The sequence below is a fragment of the Clostridium drakei genome, assembly GCF_000633595.2.
Lineage (GTDB): Bacteria > Bacillota > Clostridia > Clostridiales > Clostridiaceae > Clostridium_AM > Clostridium_AM drakei.
This window is the reverse complement of record NZ_JIBU02000001.1, coordinates 18,060-41,889: the sequence shown is the minus strand read 5'-3', so window position 1 is coordinate 41,889 and position 23,830 is coordinate 18,060. Positions and strand designations below refer to the sequence as shown.

Below are 23,830 nucleotides of genomic sequence, written 5' to 3'. Positions count from 1 at the left end.
AAAAAAAGATATATACAAGCATTTTTTCCTTGTATATGTCTTTTTATAACAACTAACACTATTTGATTTTGAATAAATATACTCATTTAACTACTAATTACCATTGTTACTGTTACTATTATTGCTTATTTTGAAAAATGCTTCATACATACTTCTTGCAACATAAGCTGCTCCACTACCATGACCGCCATCATATATCATAACACATACAGCTATTTTAGGGTTATCTGAAGGTGCAAATCCAACATAAACTGCTGTATCTGTTCTTCCAAAACTTTGTGCATCATTGGATATAGTGGCTGTACCTGTTTTTCCTGCTGTTTGTATAGTGAAACCATTAAATGCTTCTTTGGCAGTACCTTTTTCATTAACTGCATTCATTCCAGCTTTAACTGCATCCAAAGTTTCTTGTTTGACCCCTGTCTTTTCTGCAATTTCAGGCTTAACCTGTTCAATTAGCTTTCCATCAGCATCTAAAAACTTATCTACAATATGTACACTGTACCTTGTTCCACCATTAGCAATAGTTGCAATATAATTTGCCAATTGAACTGGAGTAAATTCATCTATACCTTGACCTATAGATGCATCATACATACTAAATCCTGCTCTAATCTGGCTATTAGCATCCGAAACTGTTACATTATAAATAACGCTTATCATAGATTTTATTTCTTTGTCACTTATACTCTTATCTTTATACTGAGAATCTTCCTGTATTAAACTGTTAATTAAACTTGTATAAGTATCCTTACTAAAAGCTTTATCTCCATCCTTTATTGAGTTCTGTATCTGAGTCTTTATATCACTTTTTATTTTTTTAACCTTACTTGAATCTCCATCTCTATCATATATGTCTATAGAAGTACACTTATTTCCTCTGTCATCTGATCCAGATTTTAATACTTCTTCAGTTTTCCACAAATATGTTTGAGCATAATTATTTTTTAAAGACCAAAGGTTATATACTTGTCCAAAAGCTTCTGGTATCTCTAATCCTGTAGAATAATTAGCACTAGATGAAGTAGGATCAGCTCCTAATCCAAATTTCCATGCATATTTAGCTAAAATATCATCATCATACTTATCTCTAAGCTTTTTACCTACAGTCATAAAATATGGGTTACTTGATTTTTCTATAGCTCTTGCTAAATCTACCCATCCATTTACACCATCATCTCTAAAATATACTCTTCCAGCCATTCCGCCACCTTTATCAAAGTACATTTCATCATCTACACCAAAATCTGGAGTTATTACTCCAGTTTCAAGCCCTGCAATTGCTGTCATCATTTTAAAAGTAGATCCTGGCATAGCTCTCGATTGAGTTGCATAATTAAATAATGGCTTTGGTAATGTATCTTTAAGGTCCTTTCTTATGGTTTTACCTTTTACACTTGTATCTACAGGAAACAATTTATTTAATGTGTCATCTTCATTTTCTCCTGCAATACCCATTTTTTCAATGTATTGCTTTCCAGCCTCTGCAATATCTGGATAGTAAGTATTATATAAATCAGAAGATAGACCTCCTGGTGCTGCAAAAGCATTAGGATCAAAACCTGGTCTGCTGACTAGTGCTATTACAGCACCAGTATTTACATCTATAGCTACAGCTGCTCCTCTTGTAGCATTAGCTGTATAAGAGCTGCCCTGTGAAGGGTTATCTCTAAGTTCTTTCATTCTTTGATCCAAGGCATCTTCTGTAGCTTTTTGTACATCTTTATCTATTGTAAGTTGTATAGTTTGCCCTGGATAAGGATCCCTTTTCCCAAGTTCTTCAATTTTTCTCCCTTGCTTGTTAAGTTTTGCAATTTCACCACCCTTAGATCCCTTAAGTCTATCCTCAAAAGCACCTTCAATTCCAGATTGACCTATGTAATCTGTACTAACATCATATCCTTTTTCTATATATTTATCATCATTTGAACCTATTTTAGATATATATCCTAAAACAGCAGATGCTAATTCTCCATTTGGATAACTTCTCATAGGTTCTCTAATTACGTCTATACCAGGCAACTCATTTAACATTTGATAAAATTTAAATGCAGTTTCCTGCTTTATATTAGTTGCAACTACTGCTGGTTTGTATACAGAAAAACTATTCATTTTTAATGTATCTTTTATTATCATAAATCTTCTCTGCTGATCTATAGAGTATTTTTTATCATCAATTTTATATTTCTTTACAAGCTTTTTAAAAGTTTCTTCTGGTGTTATTTTAAGAAGTTCTTCATCAACTTTTGCTTTTTCCGACTCTGTAAGTTTATTTTTCTTATTTTTATATAGTTTATTTTTTATTTCGTCTGCAAAGCCTCTATCTGTTTTAAACTTTATTTCAAGTATCCTTTTAGTCCCATCATCATCCCCTCTAAACTGAAAGCTATATGGATTTATCTTAAGTTCGAAATCATCTTTTTGAGTTTCTCCACTTTTATCAAGAATATCAAATACCTTACTCATAGTATCAAAAAAATGTTTGTCACTTTCATCTGTTTGATTATAAACTAACTTATAAGTTTGAACACTTTTAGCCAATACCGAACCATTTTTATCTAAAATATTTCCCCTTGGTGCAGCTTCTGATATCTCTCTTATGGACTTATTACTTGCCATCTCACTATAAAATTCACCATCTAGAACTTGAAGAAAAAATAATTTTCCAGCAATAGCAGTAAATATAATTACCATTATTAATATTAAAGCAGTATAACGAGTAAACTTTCTTTCTTTTCTACCTTCCATTAAATCACCATTCCCCTAAAATTTCATTATATATAATTAATACCATAATATTCATAATACTTCAATATAAGGTATCTGAGTACTTTTAATACAAAATAAAAAAGACATATACAATCATTTTTTTGATTGCATATATCTTTCATTCATCTAATATCATTTTAATTTTGTGTAGACGTGTCACTTTTTGGAGTATTACTACTACCTACTTTAAAATATGCTTCATACATACTTCTTGCAACATAAGCTGCTCCACTACCATGACCACCATCATACAGCATAACACATACAGCTATTTGAGGCTTATCTGAAGGTGCAAATCCAACATATACTGCTGTATCTGTTCTTCCAAAGCTTTCTTGATCATTAGCTATAGTCGCTGTACCTGTTTTTCCTGCTGTTGGTATAGTGAAACCTTGAAACGCTTGCGCTGCAGTACCTTTTTCATTAACTGCATTCATTCCAGCTTTAACTGCATCTAAAGTTTCCTGTTTGACTCCTGTTTTTTCTGCAACTTCAGGCTTAACCTGCTCAATTAGTTTTCCATTAGCATCCAAAAATTTGTCTACAAGATGTACATTATATCTTGTTCCACCGTTGGCAATAGTTGCAATATAATTTGCCAATTGAACCGGAGTGAATGCATCTATACCTTGACCTATAGAAGCATCATACATACTAAATCCTGCTCTAATCTGGCTGTTAGCATCTGAAACTGCTATATAATAAATGGCATTTATTATAGATTTCATTTCCTTGTCACTTATACTTTTACCATTATACTGAGGATCTTCCTGTATTAAATTGTTAATCAAACCTTTATAAGTATCCTTGTTAAAAGCTTTATCTCCATCTTTTATAGAGCTTTGTATCTGCTTCTTTATATCACTTTTTATGCTCTTAACCTTACTTGAATCTCCATCTCTATCATATATATCTATGGAAGTAAACTTATTTCCCCTATCATCTGATCCAGCTTTTAAAGTTTCCATAGTTGTCCATAAATACGTTTGAGAATAAGTATTTTTCAAAGACCAGCTGTTAAATACTTGCCCAAACGCCTCAGGTATTTCTAGTCCTGTAGATTTTTTAGAATCTGAAGTAGGGTCAGCTCCTAATCCAAATCTCCATGCATATTTAGCTAAAATATCATCATCATATTTATTCCTAAGCATTTTACCTACAGTCATAAAATATGGGTTACTGGATTTTTCTATAGCTTTTGTCAAATCTACCCATCCATTTGGACCATCTGAGTCAAAATGTACCCAATGATTTCCGCCTTTATCAAACTTGGCTTCATCGTTCATACCAAAATCTGGAGTTATTACACCGCTTTCAAGCCCTGCAATTGCTGTCATCATTTTGAAAGTAGAACCTGGCATAGATCTTGATTGAGTAGCATAATTAAATAATGGTTTTGGTAATATATCTTTAGCATCTTGCCTTACTGTTTTACCTTTTACACTTTTATCTACAGGAAATAATTTATTTAATGTATCTTCTTCACTGCCACCTGAAATACCCATGTTTTTAATATACCGTTTTCCAGCTTCTGCTATATCAGGATAATAAGTATTATACAAATCAGAAGATAAACCTCCGGGTGCTGCAAAAGCATTTGGATCAAAACCCGGTCTGCTTGCTAGTGCTACTACAGCACCAGTATTTACATCTATAGCTACAGCTGCTCCTCTAGTAGCATTAGCCGTATAAGACCCCTGCTGTTCAGAAGGATTTGCTCTTAAATAGTTCATCCTATCATCTAATGCCTTTTCTGTGGCAGCCTGAACATCTTTATCTATAGTAAGTTGAATTGTTTGACCTGGATAAGGATCTCTTTTTCCAAGTTCTTCAAGTATTCTTCCTTGTTTATTAAGTTTTACAATTTTTCCACCTTTAGATCCCTTAAGTCTATCCTCAAAAGTACCTTCAATTCCAGCTTTACCTGTATAATCTGTACTAGCATCATATCCCTTTTCTGCATATTTATCATCATTTGAATCTATTTTAGATATATATCCTAAAATAGAAGATGCTAACTCTCCATTTTCATAAGTTCTCATAGGCTGTGTAGTTACATCTATACCAGGGAACTCATTTAACATTTGATAAAATTTAAATGCCGTTTCCTTTTTTATATTAGTTGCAACTACTGCTGGCTTATATCCTGAAAAACTATTCATTTTTAATGTATCTTTTATTATCATAAATCTTCTCTGCTCATCTACAGAGTATTTTTTATCATCAATTTTATATTGCTTTACAAGCTTCTTAAAGGTTTCTTCTGGTGTTATTTTAAGAAGTTCTTCTTCAACTTTTGCTTTTTCTGCACTTGTAAGATCAGTTTTTTTACCTTTATATAGCTTATTTTTTATTTCATCTGCAAATCCTCTATCCGTTTTAAACTTTATTTCAAGTATTCTCTTAGTTTTGTCATTATCACCTCTAAATTGAAAACTATATGGATTTACTTTAAGCTCAAAATCATCTTTTTGAGTTTCTCCGTTTTCATCAAGAAGTTTAAATACCTTACTCATAGTATCAAAAAAATGCTTATCACTTTCGTCCGTTTGATTATAAACTAGCATATAAATTAAATTACTTGAAGCTAATATGGAACCATTTTTATCTAAAATTTTTCCCCTTGGTGCAGCTTCTGGTATCTCTCTTATAGACTTATTATTTGCTTTTTCACTATATAATTCACCATCAAGGATTTGAAGAAAAAATAATCTTGAAGCAATAGCAGTAAATATAATTACCATTATTACTATTAAAGCAGTATAACGAGTAAATTTTCTTTCTTTCTTATCTTCCATCAAATCACCATTCCTCTAAAATTTCCATCTTCGCTGCATATATTGCTTTCCACATAGTCTGTAAATTTTCTTGTACATTATAATGCTTATAACCATAGCATAAAGACTTATAAAGAATATACTGCTTATATCTGTATATATTTTATTTAAGTATAATATTGAAACTAAAATTAACCCTTTCAAAAGAGTTAGTAAAAAACATGATCCTATAGGGATCATACTCTTTTCCTTAAATATGTTTTCACCTATGAATCCTGCTATTAAACATATAATCATATTAGCAAATGCATTTACTCCAAATCCATTTATAAAATATGAATCCTGAAGTATACCACAAAAGACTCCAAGCCACAAACCTTCCCATTTCCCATTTACAATAGAATAACATATACAGAATACTAAAAGTAAGCTAGGATATATGGTTTTAATGGCTAAAAATGGCATAATTACATTATCCAACATAAAAAATAAAATTGATAAAAGAAATAGAACTAATATTTTTCTCATTTTATATCACCTTATTGCTTAACATCTATTTTGTTTTTAGGCACAACTATAAGAACTTTCTCAAGTTTATTAAAATCAACATAAGGTTTAATTACAGCATTTTTCATTACCTTACCTTTATCATCTTCTATTTCTGTTACAGAGCCTATTCTAATACCCTTAGGATAGTTTCCTATATCATCAGTTGTAGCTCCAGATGTTACAATTGCATCTCCAACTTTTATATTAGAAGTTTGAGGAAGGTAATATAATTTTGCAAGCAATCTATTATTAGTATCTTTATACCCTCTAACTATACCATTCTCATTAGTACTCTCTACAATACCACTTACTGCAATATTTTCATTGCCCAATGTTTGAATTATAGCCCAATTGCTTCCTACAGAAGTTACTTGACCTACTAAAAGTCCTCCGTCTGCTATAGCTATACGCTGCTTTTCTATACCATCCTTACTTCCCTTATTTATATAAAACTGATCCAACATCCCATTTCCACTTTTTCCTATTATGTCACAGCCTATATAATTATAATCTGAATTTTGTTCTTTAAAATTAAGCATATTTTTTAATTCTGTATTTTGACTTTTAATTGAATTATATTCTATAAGTTTGCTTTCTAATTCGTTATTTTTCTTTTTTAAATCTTCATTTTCTTTTTTTACACTAGAAAAACTAAAAATAAAACTTACTGATTGTTTTATTTTATTATTAAAGTTATATATACCACCTTGAACTGAATTAAAAGTAAAACCTATGCCATTACCCAAAAAAAACATTTTATCCCTCTTGATACTTTGTGAAATTAAAACTAAAAATGTAACTGACAGTACCACAATCGCTACTGCCAGTTTATTTCTAAAAATCTTCATAACTTATATATACTATTTTCTACTAGCTATTATTTTATCAATAGTATCTAATGCTTTTCCAGCACCAAGTGCAACACAATCAAGAGGAGATTCTGCTATATGAACAGGCATATGAGTTTCTTTATTTATAAGTTGGTCTAATCCTTTAAGCATTGCACCACCACCTGCAAGCATAATTCCTTTGTCCATAATGTCAGAAGCAAGTTCTGGTGGTGTTTTTTCTAATGTAGTTTTGATAGAATCTATTATTTGAGATACTGGCTCACTTAACGCATCTCTTACTTCGCTTTCGGTAATATTTACAACTTTAGGAAGTCCTGATATTAAATCTCTTCCTCTTATCTCCATTGTTTCCTCTTCTCCAATATCAAAAGCTGAACCTAAAGTTATTTTAACATTTTCAGCTGTTCTTTCTCCTATCATAAGGCTATACTCCTTCTTAATATAGCTTATAATAGCCTGATCTAATTCATCTCCAGCTACTCTTAAGGATTTACTTGTAACAATACCTCCAAGTGATATTACTGCAACCTCAGTAGTACCTCCTCCAATATCTACTATCATACTTCCAGTTGGTTCATTTACTGGAAGTCCTGCTCCTATAGCAGCAGCCATTGGCTCTTCCATAAGTAGAACTTCTCTAGCACCTGCCTGCTTTGTAGCTTCATCTATTGCTCTTTTTTCAACTTCAGTAACTCCTGAAGGAAAACATATAACGATTCTAGGGCTTGTAAAAGCAGACTTAGGGCTTACTTTTTCTATGAATTTTCTAAGCATAGTTTGAGTAACATCAAAATCAGCTATTACTCCATCTTTTAATGGTCTTATTGCTACTATATTTCCTGGAGTTCTTCCTATCATCTGCTTCGCTTCTTCTCCAACAGCAAGAACTTTCTTAACATCACTATTTATTGCTACAACTGAAGGTTCACTAAGTACTACACCTTTTCCTTTAACATATATCAAAGTATTAGCTGTTCCTAAATCAATTCCCATATCTCTAGATATTCCAAAAAAACCCATATCATTTTCTCCTTTCAATATTTACAATATTCCTTTTTCTTTTAAGCTAATATACCTTCCATTACCTATAATTAAGTGGTCTAGTAATTCTATACCCAAAAGTTTACCACATTCCTTTAATCTATTTGTTACATTTATATCTTCATTGCTAGGTTGTGGGTCTCCTGACGGATGATTATGACACACAATTATAAAAGCACTGTTTTTTCTTATAGCATCACAAAACACTTCCCTTGGATGAACTATAGATGAATTCAAGCTTCCAACGGAAACATCCTTAATAAACATTACAACATTCTTTGTGTTTAACATTATAACTTTTAGATGCTCCTGCTTAAAATTTTTCATCTCATTCATAATAAGTAATGCTGCATCCTTAGGTTTAGATATCTTGTAATCATTACCATCTCTGTAAGATTTAAATCTTTTAGAAAGCTCCAATAAAGCCATAAGTTGTGCTGCTTTTGCTTCTCCAATACCACTAAGACTCATAAAATCTTCTACCGTTGACTTTAAAAGACCATTTAAGCCTCCAGTTTCTTTTATAATTCTGTTGCTTAAACTCAATACATTTTCTCTTTTAGTTCCAGAGCCTAATATTATAGCTAAAAGTTCAGCATTTGATAAGCTTTGTGTACCATACCTTAATAATCTTTCTCTAGGCCTTTCGTTTTCAGGTAAATCCATAATTTTCAATGTTTGTTCCATTAATTATACTCCTTCTATAGATTTACCCCCATCCCTCTTAACATTTTTGACAACTTATTCAAAGGAAGTCCTACAACATTATAATAGCAACCGTGAATTTCTTCAACAAAAATTCCTCCATACCCTTGAATGCCATAAGAACCAGCTTTGTCTTTATGTTCTCCTGTTTCTATGTATTTTTTTATTTGTTCATCTGTCAATGGTGAAAATTTCACTTTTGTACAGACAAAATCTCTCTTTATGTTTCCTGACGTACTATCTAATACAGCTAATCCTGAATACACCTCATGCACATTACCACTTAGCATTTTAAGTGTATTAAAAGCATCTTCATCATCCCTAGGTTTTCCAAGTACTTTTCCATTAAAAGACACAATGGTATCGCAACCTATGATTATAGCTTGATTTTTCACTTTATCTCTAACATCCAACGCTTTTCCTTCAGCTATATCCATTACATAAAGACCACAATCATCTTTAAATTTAATAGTATTCTCGTCAAAATCACTTATTATTACATTAAAATCATTTGTTAATCTTTTTATCAGTTCCTGTCTTCTAGCGGAAGCTGATGCTAAAATAATCTCCATCATATCCCTTCTTTAATGTCTTTTATATAATATTATAGCCATAATAATACCAATTATAGTCATAACATTAATATTAAAGTTTAGTCCTAAAGTTACAATCATGACTTTAAGATTTAATGAAATTGGTGTAGATGTTCCTATTGCATAGGAATTTTTCAAAAAACTTAAAAAGCTTAAATTATTTCCTAGTATGTCTCCTATAAGGCTTCCGCATATTGCTCCAAGAAATATTATAAACCATAAAAAACCTATACCTTTTTCAGCCCCTCTCAAAATAAATCCCCTGCCTTAATTATATATCTAATATAGTTTATCATTTAATAAAAGCATAAACAAGTCTATATAGTATTGTTTAAAAAAAATTTTAATATAACAAATTAAAATATAATTAATTTTATAATTTTATCTAAAAAAAAGATTCAAACAATGAAATCCATTATTCAAATCCTTTATAAATTATTTCAATTATTTACTACTGCCTACTTTTTTTAAAATTTGATATAAATAAATATAATTTTCTGATGCTTTATCTTTAGAAATTTCCTTTGGCATTTTATCCACATCATTTTTAAGTTGTTTTAATACTGCTATATTTTTGCCTTGATCATTTTTATTATTAAGGGATGAACACCACTTTTTAAGTTCTGATGTCTGTATAGCTTTAACATCTTTTTCTGAAAGCTTATTTAGTATTTGTATATTAGCACCTATAATTTCAGCTATTTCAGCATCACATATATTATCTTTATTTATTGCAAATAGCATTTTAGAATTATCTACTTTTGCATCATTAAGAGATTTTATAATTTTCTCACCTTGATCCTCAACATATATACCGAGCAGTACCCTAGTTTTATTATCTTCAGTCACAGTAAATGGAGTTCCATAAGCATTCAATAAATTTTTTTCTGCTTCTGAATTTTCTTTATTTTGATATATTCCTCCTTGTATGACTATAAACTTAGCTGCCTGAATGCTATTTTGGTCTGTTACATTCTGCACATTACTTTTATTAACAGAGTTTTTCCCAGTGCTTGTTTCACTTTTCAAGCTCTTTCCACCATTATAGTTTCCTGAAAAAAGTTTAAATATTATAGTTCCAAATAGAAAAGCTAAAACAAGTACCAATAATATAAGCAAAATAAAAGTCTTGCCATTATTTTTATTTTTTAAATCATATCGTGTGTATTTCATTTTCTCACCCCTAAATTAAATGTTTCTACAATATTAATATTTAGGCATGGGAAAATTTATTCCTAAAATAAATTATATTTTTATCTTTTCATGATTATCATATCCTTATATTCACCATGAATACTATAAAAATTTTTTACCAACCTTATACTGACAAATCCTAATTTTTTCCAAAAATCTATACTTTTCTTATCTTCTTTCATCATCCTAATAAAGAATGTATTGATCCTATATTCATCAGAAAAATATTTTATAATCTTTTTTGCAGTTAAACTATTAAGTTCCGTATTCTTATAGCTATCATTAATATAAAAATACCATATCCATGCTTCACTAGGATTTTTAAATTCTAATCTTCCTTTTAAAATACCTATTAATTTTAAGTTTTGATTTATCTTCAAAAAGAATTCACATTCACTAATATAGCTCTCTAAAAATCTTTCTCTCAAATCATTTAAATCAGTTTCTTCCTCAAAAAAACTTTTTTCAAACTCCATCCACTTTTGAACTTGCGGCAAATCTTCTTCATTTATATTGGACATTTCTATATCATCAAACTGTATATGGATATCTAGCATAAACTCACCTCTTTTATACCTTTAAAACTCTGTTTACTTTAGAAATTCTACATTAAGTTTTAAATTCCTTTTATTATAAAAAAGCTGTAAACTTTTACTTTAAAATATGGTATCATTATTATAGATTTTTCTGGGGGGGAATGTTTTTTATGATAAGTATATCAGACAATGAGACTTATTCTAATTTACTGATTTTTAAATTTAAAAATTTTCAAATGGAATATCCTGAAAATATTAAATCTATATTAAAATTTAGTGGAAATACTGGAGAAAATAGGGAATTGGAGTGCATTAATACTTTAGGAAAATGCAGTTATAAAAATATTTTTATACTTGGCATAGGCACTACAGAAGAATTCAATTCAGTAAAACTTTTCAAAACTTTAGGTAGTGCCATATTAAAACTAAAAAATTCATTATCAGAACTAGATATATTACCTACCTTTCCCAATGATTTTAACTATACTATAGGTGAAAGTCTTCAAATCGCTTTATATAAATACAACGGAATAAAAAAAATAGAAGAGCAAATACAACTTCAAAACATAAATATAATTTCAAAATATAAAGACTCTATAAACAAAGGTCTAATCATAGGACGCAGCATCAATTATTCACGTCAACTAGTTAACATGCCAAGTAATTATGTAACTCCAAAATATATTGTCAAGCAAGCTGAAGATATTGCTAGAAGTGAAAATTTAGATATCCAAATACTAGACAAATATATGTTAAAACAATTAGGTATGAATTGTATATGTAGTGTTGGAAAAGGAAGCATCCATAATCCATATCTTATAATCATGCAATATTTTGGTAATCCTAGAGACAAGCAAATTTTATCATTAATTGGTAAAGGAGTCACTTTTGATACTGGTGGCATTTCGCTAAAACCTTCAAAAGGAATGGAAAATATGATATCAGACATGGCAGGTGCTTCATCAGTTTTATGTGTAATGAAATGTATATCTAAACTAAAACCTAAAAAGAACATAATTGCCTTAATTCCAGTAGTAGAAAATATGCCTTCAGGAAGTGCATACAAACCTGGTGATGTAATAATTACATACAGTGGAAAAACTGTTGAGGTAGTAAATACAGATGCTGAAGGAAGACTTATTTTGTGCGATGCAATATCCTATGCTAAGGAACTTGGATCTACAACAATAATAGATATAGCTACACTTACAGGCTCTTGTGCTAATTTTCTTGGGAACATTAATATAGGCCTTTTAAGTAATTCTAACCAACTTGCAAATAATATTATAGAATGTGGAAAAAATGTTGGAGAAAATTTTTGGAGACTTCCTAATAATAATGAATATATGAATGAATTGAAATCAGACGCAGCTGACATTAAAAATACTTCCACAAAATGTGGCGCTATATTAGGTGGTATGTTTTTACAAAGTTTCTGCGAAGATATAAATTTTGCTCACATTGACATAGCTGGCTGTGCTTATAGTTCTAAATCTTCATCCCCTTATGACAAAGGCGCTAATGCCATGCCAACGAGAACACTTATAGAATACATTATGAAGAGTGATAAATAGAACAGCCTTGATTTATAAGCAAATTGTGACAGAACTTTTTCAGAGGACAGAGGACAATTGTCCTCTCAAAATTTCTTCTTATTCTACTGCTATTAAATCTACCTTTATAACGCCCTTAACTGTTTTAAGTTCTTCAATCAAATCATTAATTTCAGTTTCTAATTTTGATGCATCAAAAGTTATACTAACGCTTGCTGCATTATTTATAGGAATATCTTGATTAATAGTAAGTATATTTCCTCGTCTTAAAGCTATCCCATCTAGTATTTTTGATAAAGTACCTGCTTCATGAGCAAGAACTAAACCTATGGTAACTTTATGACCAGTTATTCCTTCTGATAACGTAAATACACAATCTTTATATTTATAGTAAGTACTTCTACTTATACCAACTTGCTTTACTCCTTCAGAAATATCCTTTACTTTACCAGTTCTCAACAATTCTTTAAGCTTAACAACTTTTACAAATACCTCTGGAAGAATTTTTGTGTCAATTATCAAATGCTTATTATTCATAAAACCCCTCATTTCTGTTTGCTTTTAACACACATTTGTATGTCTATAGCATAACACATTGTTATAATGTTATCATAAAGATCAAACAATTTCAACCTACAGAATATAATATTAATAAAAAACATACAATCTTCCAATATCAAAATGATAATATATATATTTTTTATCATTTTGATATATACTATCTATTTAAAAAGTACTTTAGTGCAAGATATTCCTGCACTAAAGTACTTTTTTCTCTATTAATAGGGTTATTTAGGTTTAGGGCTATTAAAATTTTTTTCAAAACTGTATTCGTATATTATATTATCATCTTTTATACTATTAACGCAAGTGCAAAATTTTCCGATTACTACTCATTTTCTATTATAAATATGGCTTTAGTTTCAAAATGATAAAAAATAGTTTTTTTATCATTTTGAAATAAGTTTTATTTTATTTTCTCAAAATGTATGATATACTAAATATTGTAATATTGTTTTTTATATTTTTATATTTGTTTCTACGTAGGGGGTAAAATATGGAGAATTTTGATTATTGGGATAATTCAAATGATATGTGTAGAATTGATATGGACAGTATACTAGAATATGATATATCTTCTTTTATATTGCAAGCAATTTTTGATTCTGCAAATGAAGGATTAATTGTTACTGACGAAAATCTCTTAATAAAAAAAGTAAATATTACAACAGTTAAGATATTAGGTATAAAAGAAGAACTATTATACGAAACTTTCTTAAATGATATATTAAAAGATGATGTTGTAAACAATTCAATACTCACAGGAGAAAGTTATTTTAATGAAGATTGCAGCTTTAACATTAATGGAAACAGAATAAGATCTATCATAAATATAATACCTGTAAGATTAAGAGGTAAAAATATAGGATTAGTGTTATCTTTAAGAGATACTAAAAATATACATAAATTAGTTAATAATTTCGCAGGCTATAAAGCTTCCTTTACCTTTGATGATATTATTACAAGAAATCCACAGGTAAAGCTTTTAATAGAATCTGCAAAAAAAGCTGCTAAAACTGATTGTAATGTTCTATTGGAAGGAGAAAGTGGTACTGGTAAAGAAGTATACGCTCAGTCTATTCATAATTATAGTTCAAGACACAATGCTCCTTTTATAGCAGTAAATTGTGCTGCTATACCAAGAGAACTTGTAGAAAGCGAACTTTTTGGCTATGAAAAGGGTGCTTTTACTGGAGCAAATAAAGGTGGTTCACCTGGTAAATTTGAATTAGCTGATGGTGGTACTATTTTTTTAGATGAAATTGGCGAATTACCTTTTGATGTACAATCAAAGCTTTTAAGGGTACTTGATAATCTTAAAATAGTAAGAGTTGGTGGCACTTATGAGAAAATTATAGATGTAAGAGTTATTGCTGCTACCAATAGAGTTTTAACTGAAGAAATTCAAAATAAAAACTTTAGAGGTGATCTTTATTATAGATTGAATGTAATGAATTTGCATTTACTTCCTCTAAGGGATAGAAAAGAAGATATAGAACTTTTAGCTCAGTATTACTTAACTAAGTTAAACATGAAAAATCCTTGTGAACCAAAATATCTAGATCCATCTTATGTTGAAAAATTAAAAACTCATAATTTTTCAGGAAACGTACGTGAACTTAGAAATATTCTGGAAAGATCTTATTATCTTTGTGAGGATTCACTAATGACTTCAAAGCTTCTTGGAAAAATAAAAAGTGTAGTAACCCATACACACATAATATCTGAAGATGATGAAACTGTGCATGTTGCTCCTAGAGAAATTCTTCCTTTAGAAAAAGTAGAAGAAAGATGCATAATAGATGCTCTTAAATTTTGTGATGGAAATGCTATAAAAGCTGCTGAACTTTTACAAATAGGCAAAGCTACCATTTACAGAAAAATAAACAAGTATGATATAAATATCAAAGTACTTTAAAACTTATAGTCAATTAATTTGAATTTCTCACAACATAATTTTATATACGAAAAAATATAAAAAAACCTGCTGCTTTCTAATTTATAAAGGCAGCAGGTTTAAATATTAATTAATGTTATCTAATATTTCATTTGCATTATTTTTGCGTTTTTCTTTAATCATTCTTTCCATTTCTTCATGATCTACTATTTTTAAAGCTTTTGTTGGACACACCTCTGCACAAGCTGGTCCTCCTTCTCTTCCTGAACAAACATCACACTTACGTGCAATAATTCTTTCTTTCCCATCTTTGCTAGAATTTTCATCATTAACTTTAATTTTTGCCTGGAAAACTCTTTTGCCATCCTTAAATTCTGGAATCATATCTATGGCTCCAATAGGACAAGCAACTGTACAAGTTTTACATCCTATACACTTTTCTTCTTCTACCTGTACATATCCATTTTTAGTACTAATAGCATCAACAGGACAAGCTTTAGCACAAAGAGCATCCTCACATTGTCTACATTGAATTGGAGCACTTACTTTTGCATTTTTCACTACGCTTAAACGAGGAAAAAATTCAATTTCCGATACTTCCGAATTAAATATATCTTTTTTTGAATGAGCTACAACGCAAGCTATTTCACAAGTCCTGCATCCTATACATTTAACTGGATCTGCTACTACAAAGCAATTAGGCATATTTCTTTACTCCTTTCTTGATTTGTATTGAGTATGCAGTAATTCATGTGACTTGTGTCCTAAAGGCTTTTCTAAGAATTCACTATAAATTTTCTTAATACTTGGATTTTCATGCGATTTTCTTAATTTTAAATTAGAATCATGATCATATAGTCCTTGTTTTCTATTAGTATAGGCTTCTTCTTTATGCTCATCTAAAAGTAATTTTGGTTGACCACCGCCACTAACACATCCAATTGGACATGTCATGAATTCTATAAAGTGAAGATCACATTCACCTTTCTTTATGGATTCAAGCACTGGTGCTGCATTCTTCAATCCTGAAACTATCCCAACTTTTAGTTTTAAATCTCCAACTTGAACTTCAGCAGTTCTAAAGCCCTCTCCACCTCTAACAGCACTAAGATCTACACTTGGAATTTGCTTTTTAGTCATAAGTTCATATCCTGTTCTAAGAGCAGCTTCCATAACTCCTCCTGTAGCACCAAATATAGTTCCTGCACCTGAATACATTCCTAGAGGATCATCAAAATCTTCTTCTTCTAACTCTTTAAAGTTTATTCCAGCATCTTTTATTAAATAAGCTAATTCTCTTGTAGTAATAACCAAGTCTACATCTCTATATCCGCTGTCTTTCATTTCTTCTCTACCTGATTCAAAATCTTTACATGTACATGGCATAACGGATACACTTAACATTTTAGCAGGATTTACATTATTAATTTTAGCTCCATAAGTTTTGAAAACAACACCCGCCATTTGTTGCGGAGATTTACAAGTTGAAAGATGATCTAAAAGTTCTGGATAAGTTTGCTCTAAATATTTTACCCATGCTGGACAACATGATGTAAACATTGGAAGAGTCCCCCCTTTAGTTACTCTTTCTATGAGTTCACTTCCCTCTTCCATTATCGTAAGATCTGCTGAAAAATTGGTATCATAAACTCTATCAAAACCAAGTTTTCTAAGAGCTGCTGCCATTTTTTTAGGACTTAAAGTTCCAAGAGGCAGACCAAAATCTTCACTTATTCCTACTCTTACAGCTGGTGCACATTGTACCACCTTAAATAATTCTTTATTTTCAAGCATATCCTTAATCTTTTTTACTTGACAAGCTTTATAAGCTGCAAATATAGGTTCTTCTACATCATCTAACATACCTCTGTCATAGTATTTCTTGCTAAGTGGTGTTGCAGGCTTATCATATACAGAATAATATCCCTTACAGACCTGAACGCATTGTCCGCACATAACGCATTTATCTGTATCTATATGTTGTGGCACCCCATCTTTACCTTCTATAGCATCTACAGGACAAACTTCAACACAGCGTCTGCAACCTGTACATAATTCTTCATCTATACGTATTATGGCAGTATCGTTTGACATTATAACATCCCTTCCTTTAATGGATTTTTTATTATTATATATCACTATTAAAGTCTAACAATCCTAAAGCTGCTTTTATATTACGATCTTTCTTTTCATCCCTAGGAACAGCAAGCTTTAAAGCTTCCTTTGGACAAGCCTTAACACACGCTGGTGTACCACCATTTTCTTTACACAAATCACATTTATGAGCTACTAATTTTACCTTCTCTTCAAAAGCAGCACCTGATTGCTTTTTATCATATCTTGGCAAAAGATCTACAGCTCCTACTGGACAAACAAGCATACAAGTTTTACAACCTATGCAAGCACTTTCATTTATTCTTATACTTCCGTCATCCTGCTCTATAGCATGTACTGGACAGGCATTAGCACAAGGTGCATCCTCACAGTGTCTACACTGAATTGGCATAACAACTTTTTCTTCTTTTACAAGATAAAGCCTTGGAACAATTGGAGTATCCATTGTTCCTACTGTTAAACCTGCATCCTTATCTCTATGACTTGCCGCACAAGCTACCTCACAAGATCTACACCCAATACATTTACTTGGATCTGCTATTACAAAAGAGTTAAGATCTGCTTTCATTTAATTTACCACCTTTCTCATACACAAAAGTATATTATCGAAAATTTTTAATAATTTTCGAATAAAAAATATCTCCCATACAAAAGTGTCTTATTTATGAAGACACTTTTGTAATTTTAACACTAGAACATTAAACTTTTTCATATATTTCTTTTATTTCATTAACTCCAGCTTTTCTTCTGCATTTATCACAGAGAACTTTATCCATATCCAATTCTTTTCCTATCTTTTCATATGCAAATTTAATATGTTCCTCTGTAGCAAAAGTTTCTCCACATTCAGAACATTTTACTAACTTAAATTTCTTTCCCCATATTTCTCTTTCACCATCTTTATCTACTATTTTTATAGCATTAGTTGGACATACATTTGCACACGAACCACATCCTATACATTCTGGTGAAGGTTCATTATAAGGTGTATCTACTTCTTTATAAATCCCTCTATTAACCGTTGATATAGCTCCCGCTCCTAATTCCTTGCATGCTCTTGCACAAAGTCCACAAAGCACACAATTTTCCGTATTATCTAATTTAAATCTTTCTACTCTTTTTCTCTCTACCCCAAAAGCCTCAGCCATTTTTGCTACTTCTTCATTTTCCGGACATCTAATTTGAAGCATTGTCATTATATTTTTTCTTATTTTCTTTATTTTATCTGAATTAGTTACAACTTCAACTTCCTTAGTGACTGGGAAAAGGCATGAAGTTACAACTTTTGACCAACCTCTATCTACAACTTCCACTACACATAATCTACAGCTTCCAAGACCTGCTAGAGCATCACTATGACATAGTGTAGGTATATATATATTATTTCTTTTTGCTATTTGAAGAATAAATTCCCCTTTTTCAGCCTCACATGCTTTTCCATCAATTATAATTTTCATTACGTCACCCCCCTATTTAACCTTAACTGCATCAAATTTACATATATTCATACAGTTTCCGCATCTTACACACTTATCATCATCAATTACATGAGGTTTTTTAACATCTCCTGTGATAGCATCCACTGCACAATCCTTGCTACACATACCACAGCCTTTACATTTATCAGTGTCTATAACAAATGTTGTAAGCTTCTTACATACCCCTGCTCTACATCGCTTGTTTCTTATATGTTCTTCAAATTCATCTCTGAAATATCTTATTGAAGCAACTACTGGATTTGGTGCACTCTTTCCAAGACTACATAAGGCCGCATCCTTTGCCATTGAGCAAATTTCAAGAAGTTCTTCTATATCTCCTTCTCTACCTTCTCCATTACATATATCTGTTAATATTTCCAGCATCCTCTTTACGCCTTCTCTACAAGGCACACATTTTCCACAAGATTCTTCAGCTAGGAAACTTAGATAATATCTTGTAACATCAACGATGCAGGTTCTATCATCCATAACAATCATACCACCTGAACCCATCATTGAATCTGCCTTAGTTAAAGTATCATAATCAACTGGCAAATCTAGGTATTCTTCAGGTAAACATCCTCCTGAAGGTCCCCCTATTTGAACAGCCTTAAACTTTCTATCGTTTAATACTCCTCCACCTATATCATATATAATTTCTCTTAAAGTAGTACCCATAGGAACTTCTACAAGACCAGTATTCTTAACCTTACCAACTAGTGAAAATACCTTTGTACCTTTACTCTTCTCCATGCTTCCTATTGAATGATACCAATCTCCACCTTTTTCAAGTATTATAGGAATATTAGCCCAGGTTTCAACATTATTCAACACTGTAGGTTGTCCCCATAACCCCTTTTCTGTCGTGTGTATATATTTAGCTCTAGGCTCTCCTACCATACCCTCAATAGAAGACATAAGTGCTGTAGATTCACCACAGACAAAGGCTCCTCCACCTCTTACTATTTGGATATCAAATGAAAAATCAGTATTTAATATGTTCTTACCTAAAAGCCCTCTTTCTCTCGCTACATCTATTGCCTTCTGCATATTTTCAACAGCTAGTCCATATTCATCTCTTATATATGCAAATCCTAAGCTTCCTCCAACCGCATAAGCGCAAATTGTCATGCCTTCAATAACGCTGTGAGGATCGCCTTCCATTATACTTCTATCCATAAATGCGCCTGGGTCACCTTCATCACCATTGCACACTACATATTTAGGTGTTGTATTAATTTGTGCAGCTGTCTGCCATTTACGAGCTGTAGGAAATCCAGCTCCACCTCTTCCTCTAAGTCCTGAATCACCTACTTCTTTAAGTACATCTTCCGGCTTCATTTTTGAAAGCACTTTCTTTAATGCTTTGTATCCGCCTCTTTCTATATAATCTTCTATAACTGTTGGATCAATTTCTCCTACATTTCTGAGAGCAATTTTATTCTGTCTTTTACAAAATTCACTTTGTTTGTGATTTCTTAATCTCTGTTTAGTAGAAGTTTCAAAATATAATAATTTTTCAATAATTTCTCCATTCATTAATGTCTTTTTAACAACATCTTCTATATCTTCAACCTTTACCTTAAAATATGCTATATCATCTGGATAAATTTTTATTACTGGTCCTTTTTCACAAAGGCCATCACAGCCAGTGGCTTTTAATTTAACTTCTGTCTTTACTTCAGCATTTGCTCCCATCTCTGCAACTTTTTTCTTAAGTTCTTCAAATACTTCCATACTGTGCTTTGCTAAACATCCTGCTCCGCAACATACATTAACTGTTTTCTTATTACTCATTATTTTTCACCCCTATACTCACCAAGAATTTCTTTTATCATTTTAGGTGTCAAATTTCCATAATATTTATCGTTAATCATCATAACAGGAGCTATAGCGCAACATCCTATACAGTTAACTGTATTAATTGAAAACTTAAGATCTTCTGTTGTTCCCCCAGGTTTAATACCTAATATTTTTTCAAGCTCATCTAACACCACCATTGATCCAGCTACGTGACAAGCAGTTCCATCACATACTGTTATAATGTTCTCCCCTTTTGGTGTTAAGCTTAAAGCTTTGTAAAACGTAGCCATACCATATAGTCTACTAACTGGAGTTTCTAAGTACTCCGCCAAAGCTTCTAAAGACTCTCTAGGGATATACCTATACTTTCTTTGTATATCTTGCAAAATAGCCAAAGTATATCTCTGTTCTTTAGGATATTTTTGTATTACGTCTTTACCATTCATGTCTAAATTTTCTTTTTGTGCCACATCCATTAAAATTCACCCTCTTACCTAAAGATTTATATAAAAAGAATAATAAATTATTCCATTTACCCCCATTTAATAAATTAAATTTTTATAACTTATATTTAAAACCTTTAGAATTTGAAGATAATTATCTAACAAATTCATAAGGCAATATATTCTCATTTGAATACCTTTACATAATAAAATTATATAATATGCTAGTCTTTAAAAGACCTATCTTTAAATCATTTTTAACTATCAAGCAAAATCTTTGATTTTGATATAGCAAATTTCTCATGTTCTAATAAAAAAGAACTTAATTTAAAGATAGATCTTCATTTACATACTATTTACAACATTCCAAATTTATGTTCATCTTTTTTCTTATTTTAGTATACTCATCCTTTACATATTGTTCTGCAGCCTTTTGATCTTTAATATTTTCTACCTTTACAGCACAATATTTATACTCAGGCGTCTTAGATATAGGATCTAGGTTATTTAAAGTAAGTTCATTACACGCTCCTACCCACCATTGATATGTCATGTATACTGCGCCTTTATTAACTCTATCTGTAACTAATGCCTTAGCTACTACAGATCCTCTACGTGAACTTATTCTCACAAATTGTTGATCTAATATATTTAAATTTCTAGCATCCTCTGGATTTATCTGCACATAACCTGGCTCATCAGCTAACTGCTGAAGTGCTCTACAGTTACCAGTCATTGTTCTTACTGAATAGTGACCAACTTCTCTTACTGTAGAAAGTACTAGAGGATATTCCTTATCTGTACTCTCCATAGGAGCTCTCCACTCTGCTGCAAATAAATTTGCCTTTCCGCTAGGAGTATTAAACTTATTCCCTTTATACAAATATGAAGTTCCTGGATGGTCTTCTGAAGGACATGGCCATTGAATTCCACCTAGTTCTTCAAGTCTTTCATAACTTGCTCCCTTAAAGTTTGGACACAAGTTTCTTAATTCATCCCAAATTTCCTTTGTACTTTTATAATTCATTTCATATCCCATAGCTGTGGAGATTTCACTTATTATCTGCCAATCAGGTTTTACATCTCCTGTAGACTCTATTGCCTTACGGAATCTTTGAAAACCTCTATCAGCCGAACTATATACACCTTCATGTTCACCCCAAGAAGTAGCTGGTAATATTACATCTGCATGGAGTGCTGTCTTATTCATAAATATATCTTGAACAATTACAAGCTCCAATTTATCTAAGGCTTGTCTAACTTCTGCTGCATCTGGATCGCTTTGTACTGGATCCTCACCCATAATGTAATAAGCCTTTATTTTATTCTCTTTTAGCACTAAATGAGGAACTTCAGTTAAGTGATATCCCACTTTATTTGGAAGTTTTACTCCCCAAGCATTTTCAAATTTTTCTCTTATGGAATCATTTGTTACTGATTGATATCCCGGATATACATTAGGAAGTGCACCCATATCGCAAGCACCTTGTACATTATTTTGTCCCCTTACAGGACCAATTCCTACATTTTGTCTTCCAAAGTTGCCTGTTAGAAGTGCCAATGACGCTAATCCTTTAACTACATCAACTGCTTGTCCAAATTGGCATACTCCCATACCATAAAGTATCATAGCATTTTTAGCTTTAGAGTACATTCTCATTGATTTTCTTATATCTTTTGCTGGTACTCCAGTCATTTTCTCTGCATACTCTGGAGTATACTTTTCAACTAAAGCTTTATATTCTTCAAAGCCTACTGTATGTTCTTCTACATATTGCTTGTTGTACAAGCCTTCATTTATTAAAACATTTGCAAAAGCATTTACTAGTATCATGTTAGTACCATTTTTTATAGGAAGCCATAAATCAGCTATTCTAGCCGATTCTGTTATACGTGGATCTGTTACTACTATTTTAGCTCCCTTTCGTTTTGCATTTATTATTCTTCTTGCAACTATAGGATGTGAATCCGCACCATTATAGCCAAAAATAAATACTAGATCACAATCATCTATTTCATGAATACCATTTGACATCGCTCCATTACCTAATACATAAGCCAGACCGGCTACAGATGGTGCATGTCAAACCCTGGCACAGTGATCAACATTATTAGTCCCAATAACCGCTCTCATAAACTTTTGCATAATGTAATTAGCTTCATTTCCAGATCCTCTCGCACAACCTGTTCCCATAATTGAATCTGGTCCATATTTCTCTTTAATTTCTTTCAATTTTGAAGATGTAAAATCTATAGCTTCTTCCCATGAAACCTCTTCAAGTTGTCCATTTTTTCTTATCATAGGTTTCTTTAAACGAGCTGTTAAAATTTTAGGATCATTTAAAAAATCCCATCCATAGTGTCCTTTAAGACATAAATTTCCCTCATTAGTTCTACCATTAGCAGGTTCAGCTCTTACTATCTTTCCATCTTCCACAACCAGATATAAATTACATCCAGCACCACAATAAGGACAGACAGTCAATACCTTATTTTCCATTTAATTACCCCCTAATTAAATCCTTTACTTTTTAGCCTGATAACAAATAACTGAACTTTATAAACCCATTAATTGAAAAAGAATCGCTGCATGTAAATCATTGTAAACCATCTTAATATAAATATATTAAAATATTCTGAAATCAATGTCAAGCTAGGATTGTTAAAGTTTTTAACAATCCTTTTGCATAAAAATACATTAAGTGCAAATTAAATTTCTTATTTTCAAGGCATTATTAAATTTAATTTAATTTTTTTCAAAAAAATTTTTTATAAAAATTGAATTTAATAATATTAAACACAAAAATATTGTTATACTTTTATCAAATTTCATTTGTTTAGTTCACATATTTGGTATCAAATAAATGAATTTAATGGAATTATATTCGTTTTATTTACTTCAATCTATCATAATAACCTAATTAATAGCATAAAATATATTTACACCTCTAACAAAGTTGTATTT

Annotated in this window: 20 protein-coding genes; 2 read left to right on the top strand and 18 right to left on the bottom strand. The window is 31.1% G+C overall.

What is annotated here, in order from left to right; all coding sequences use genetic code 11:
- Window positions 1–93: 93 nt before the first annotated feature.
- The 10 genes from EG57_RS0200175 to EG57_RS0200130 all read right to left on the bottom strand — a co-directional run bounded on the left by EG57_RS0200175 (window position 94) and on the right by EG57_RS0200130 (window position 11,036).
- On the bottom strand, window positions 94–2,748 hold the full coding sequence (locus EG57_RS0200175; protein ID WP_032075315.1) for a penicillin-binding transpeptidase domain-containing protein: 2,655 nt from the start codon (window positions 2,746–2,748) through the stop codon (window positions 94–96).
- Window positions 2,749–2,906: 158 nt separating this feature from the next.
- Complete coding sequence (locus EG57_RS0200170; RefSeq protein ID WP_032075314.1) at window positions 2,907–5,567, bottom strand: penicillin-binding transpeptidase domain-containing protein; 2,661 nt, start codon at window positions 5,565–5,567, stop codon at window positions 2,907–2,909.
- A gap of 15 nt (window positions 5,568–5,582) precedes the next feature.
- The gene (mreD, locus tag EG57_RS0200165; protein WP_032075313.1) at window positions 5,583–6,074 is read right to left on the bottom strand and encodes a rod shape-determining protein MreD; all 492 of its coding nucleotides are present in this window, start codon (window positions 6,072–6,074) and stop codon (window positions 5,583–5,585) included.
- 11 nt (window positions 6,075–6,085) lie between these two features.
- A complete protein-coding gene (gene mreC, locus EG57_RS0200160; protein ID WP_032075312.1) occupies window positions 6,086–6,943 on the bottom strand; it encodes a rod shape-determining protein MreC in 858 nt (285 codons plus the stop codon).
- A 12-nt stretch (window positions 6,944–6,955) separates the two neighbouring features.
- Window positions 6,956–7,966 carry a rod shape-determining protein gene (locus tag EG57_RS0200155; RefSeq protein ID WP_032075311.1) on the bottom strand — a complete coding sequence of 337 codons (1,011 nt, stop codon included), beginning with the start codon at window positions 7,964–7,966 and terminating at the stop codon, window positions 6,956–6,958.
- Between the two features lie 21 nt (window positions 7,967–7,987).
- Entirely contained in the window at window positions 7,988–8,674 is a 687-nt protein-coding gene (radC, locus tag EG57_RS0200150; protein ID WP_032075310.1) for a RadC family protein, read from the bottom strand.
- 14 nt (window positions 8,675–8,688) lie between these two features.
- Window positions 8,689–9,264 carry a Maf-like protein gene (locus tag EG57_RS0200145; RefSeq protein ID WP_032075309.1) on the bottom strand — a complete coding sequence of 192 codons (576 nt, stop codon included), beginning with the start codon at window positions 9,262–9,264 and terminating at the stop codon, window positions 8,689–8,691.
- A 12-nt stretch (window positions 9,265–9,276) separates the two neighbouring features.
- Window positions 9,277–9,537, bottom strand: coding sequence for a DUF4321 domain-containing protein (locus EG57_RS0200140; protein WP_029163338.1), 261 nt, complete (start codon window positions 9,535–9,537; stop codon window positions 9,277–9,279).
- A 192-nt stretch (window positions 9,538–9,729) separates the two neighbouring features.
- Window positions 9,730–10,458, bottom strand: a complete 729-nt coding sequence (locus EG57_RS0200135; protein ID WP_032075308.1) for a hypothetical protein — start codon at window positions 10,456–10,458, stop codon at window positions 9,730–9,732.
- A gap of 80 nt (window positions 10,459–10,538) precedes the next feature.
- The gene (locus EG57_RS0200130; protein ID WP_032075307.1) at window positions 10,539–11,036 is read right to left on the bottom strand and encodes a GNAT family N-acetyltransferase; all 498 of its coding nucleotides are present in this window, start codon (window positions 11,034–11,036) and stop codon (window positions 10,539–10,541) included.
- A 149-nt stretch (window positions 11,037–11,185) separates the two neighbouring features.
- On the opposite strand from EG57_RS0200130, the gene EG57_RS0200125 reads away from it, so the two are divergent.
- A complete protein-coding gene (locus EG57_RS0200125) occupies window positions 11,186–12,589 on the top strand; it encodes a M17 family metallopeptidase (RefSeq protein WP_032075306.1) in 1,404 nt (467 codons plus the stop codon).
- A gap of 78 nt (window positions 12,590–12,667) precedes the next feature.
- Here the strand turns inward: EG57_RS0200125 and EG57_RS0200120 are convergent, their stop codons facing one another.
- Window positions 12,668–13,105 (bottom strand): ACT domain-containing protein, encoded by a 438-nt coding sequence (locus tag EG57_RS0200120; protein WP_032075305.1) that lies wholly within the window; start codon window positions 13,103–13,105, stop codon window positions 12,668–12,670.
- A 520-nt stretch (window positions 13,106–13,625) separates the two neighbouring features.
- Here EG57_RS0200120 and EG57_RS0200115 point away from each other — a divergent pair.
- Window positions 13,626–15,047: a sigma-54 interaction domain-containing protein gene (locus EG57_RS0200115; protein ID WP_032075304.1), complete on the top strand. Its 1,422-nt coding sequence runs from the start codon at window positions 13,626–13,628 to the stop codon at window positions 15,045–15,047.
- Window positions 15,048–15,152: 105 nt separating this feature from the next.
- Here the strand turns inward: EG57_RS0200115 and EG57_RS0200110 are convergent, their stop codons facing one another.
- The 7 genes from EG57_RS0200110 to fdhF form a co-directional block, all read right to left on the bottom strand.
- Complete coding sequence (locus EG57_RS0200110) at window positions 15,153–15,731, bottom strand: 4Fe-4S dicluster domain-containing protein (protein WP_032075303.1); 579 nt, start codon at window positions 15,729–15,731, stop codon at window positions 15,153–15,155.
- 6 nt (window positions 15,732–15,737) lie between these two features.
- Window positions 15,738–17,120: a [FeFe] hydrogenase, group A gene (locus EG57_RS0200105; RefSeq protein WP_032075302.1), complete on the bottom strand. Its 1,383-nt coding sequence runs from the start codon at window positions 17,118–17,120 to the stop codon at window positions 15,738–15,740.
- Window positions 17,121–17,154: 34 nt separating this feature from the next.
- Window positions 17,155–17,709, bottom strand: coding sequence for a 4Fe-4S dicluster domain-containing protein (locus EG57_RS0200100; protein ID WP_032075301.1), 555 nt, complete (start codon window positions 17,707–17,709; stop codon window positions 17,155–17,157).
- A 130-nt stretch (window positions 17,710–17,839) separates the two neighbouring features.
- Window positions 17,840–18,598, bottom strand: coding sequence for a 2Fe-2S iron-sulfur cluster-binding protein (locus EG57_RS0200095; protein WP_032075300.1), 759 nt, complete (start codon window positions 18,596–18,598; stop codon window positions 17,840–17,842).
- 12 nt (window positions 18,599–18,610) lie between these two features.
- Window positions 18,611–20,416 carry an NADH-quinone oxidoreductase subunit NuoF gene (locus EG57_RS0200090; RefSeq protein ID WP_032075299.1) on the bottom strand — a complete coding sequence of 602 codons (1,806 nt, stop codon included), beginning with the start codon at window positions 20,414–20,416 and terminating at the stop codon, window positions 18,611–18,613.
- Window positions 20,416–20,898 carry an NADH-quinone oxidoreductase subunit NuoE gene (gene nuoE / locus EG57_RS0200085; RefSeq protein ID WP_032075298.1) on the bottom strand — a complete coding sequence of 161 codons (483 nt, stop codon included), beginning with the start codon at window positions 20,896–20,898 and terminating at the stop codon, window positions 20,416–20,418. Before nuoE ends, EG57_RS0200090 begins: the two co-directional genes overlap by 1 nt.
- A 319-nt stretch (window positions 20,899–21,217) precedes the next feature.
- Window positions 21,218–23,365, bottom strand: a complete 2,148-nt coding sequence (gene fdhF, locus EG57_RS0200080) for a formate dehydrogenase subunit alpha (protein WP_084572129.1) — start codon at window positions 23,363–23,365, stop codon at window positions 21,218–21,220.
- Window positions 23,366–23,830 lie beyond the last annotated feature (465 nt).

What these genes read in the sequence shown, in the direction of transcription:
- EG57_RS0200175 (WP_032075315.1), bottom strand. Translation starts at nt 2,748, where the DNA reads ATGGAAGGTAGAAAAGAAAGAAAGTTTACTCGTTATACTGCTTTAATA.
- EG57_RS0200170 (WP_032075314.1), bottom strand. Translation starts at nt 5,567, where the DNA reads ATGGAAGATAAGAAAGAAAGAAAATTTACTCGTTATACTGCTTTAATA.
- mreD (WP_032075313.1), bottom strand. Translation starts at nt 6,074, where the DNA reads ATGAGAAAAATATTAGTTCTATTTCTTTTATCAATTTTATTTTTTATG.
- mreC (WP_032075312.1), bottom strand. Translation starts at nt 6,943, where the DNA reads ATGAAGATTTTTAGAAATAAACTGGCAGTAGCGATTGTGGTACTGTCA.
- EG57_RS0200155 (WP_032075311.1), bottom strand. Translation starts at nt 7,966, where the DNA reads ATGGGTTTTTTTGGAATATCTAGAGATATGGGAATTGATTTAGGAACA.
- radC (WP_032075310.1), bottom strand. Translation starts at nt 8,674, where the DNA reads ATGGAACAAACATTGAAAATTATGGATTTACCTGAAAACGAAAGGCCT.
- EG57_RS0200145 (WP_032075309.1), bottom strand. Translation starts at nt 9,264, where the DNA reads ATGGAGATTATTTTAGCATCAGCTTCCGCTAGAAGACAGGAACTGATA.
- EG57_RS0200135 (WP_032075308.1), bottom strand. Translation starts at nt 10,458, where the DNA reads ATGAAATACACACGATATGATTTAAAAAATAAAAATAATGGCAAGACT.
- EG57_RS0200130 (WP_032075307.1), bottom strand. Translation starts at nt 11,036, where the DNA reads ATGCTAGATATCCATATACAGTTTGATGATATAGAAATGTCCAATATA.
- EG57_RS0200125 (WP_032075306.1), top strand. Translation starts at nt 11,186, where the DNA reads ATGATAAGTATATCAGACAATGAGACTTATTCTAATTTACTGATTTTT.
- EG57_RS0200120 (WP_032075305.1), bottom strand. Translation starts at nt 13,105, where the DNA reads ATGAATAATAAGCATTTGATAATTGACACAAAAATTCTTCCAGAGGTA.
- EG57_RS0200115 (WP_032075304.1), top strand. Translation starts at nt 13,626, where the DNA reads ATGGAGAATTTTGATTATTGGGATAATTCAAATGATATGTGTAGAATT.
- EG57_RS0200110 (WP_032075303.1), bottom strand. Translation starts at nt 15,731, where the DNA reads ATGCCTAATTGCTTTGTAGTAGCAGATCCAGTTAAATGTATAGGATGC.
- EG57_RS0200105 (WP_032075302.1), bottom strand. Translation starts at nt 17,120, where the DNA reads ATGTCAAACGATACTGCCATAATACGTATAGATGAAGAATTATGTACA.
- EG57_RS0200100 (WP_032075301.1), bottom strand. Translation starts at nt 17,709, where the DNA reads ATGAAAGCAGATCTTAACTCTTTTGTAATAGCAGATCCAAGTAAATGT.
- EG57_RS0200095 (WP_032075300.1), bottom strand. Translation starts at nt 18,598, where the DNA reads ATGAAAATTATAATTGATGGAAAAGCATGTGAGGCTGAAAAAGGGGAA.
- EG57_RS0200090 (WP_032075299.1), bottom strand. Translation starts at nt 20,416, where the DNA reads ATGAGTAATAAGAAAACAGTTAATGTATGTTGCGGAGCAGGATGTTTA.
- nuoE (WP_032075298.1), bottom strand. Translation starts at nt 20,898, where the DNA reads ATGGATGTGGCACAAAAAGAAAATTTAGACATGAATGGTAAAGACGTA.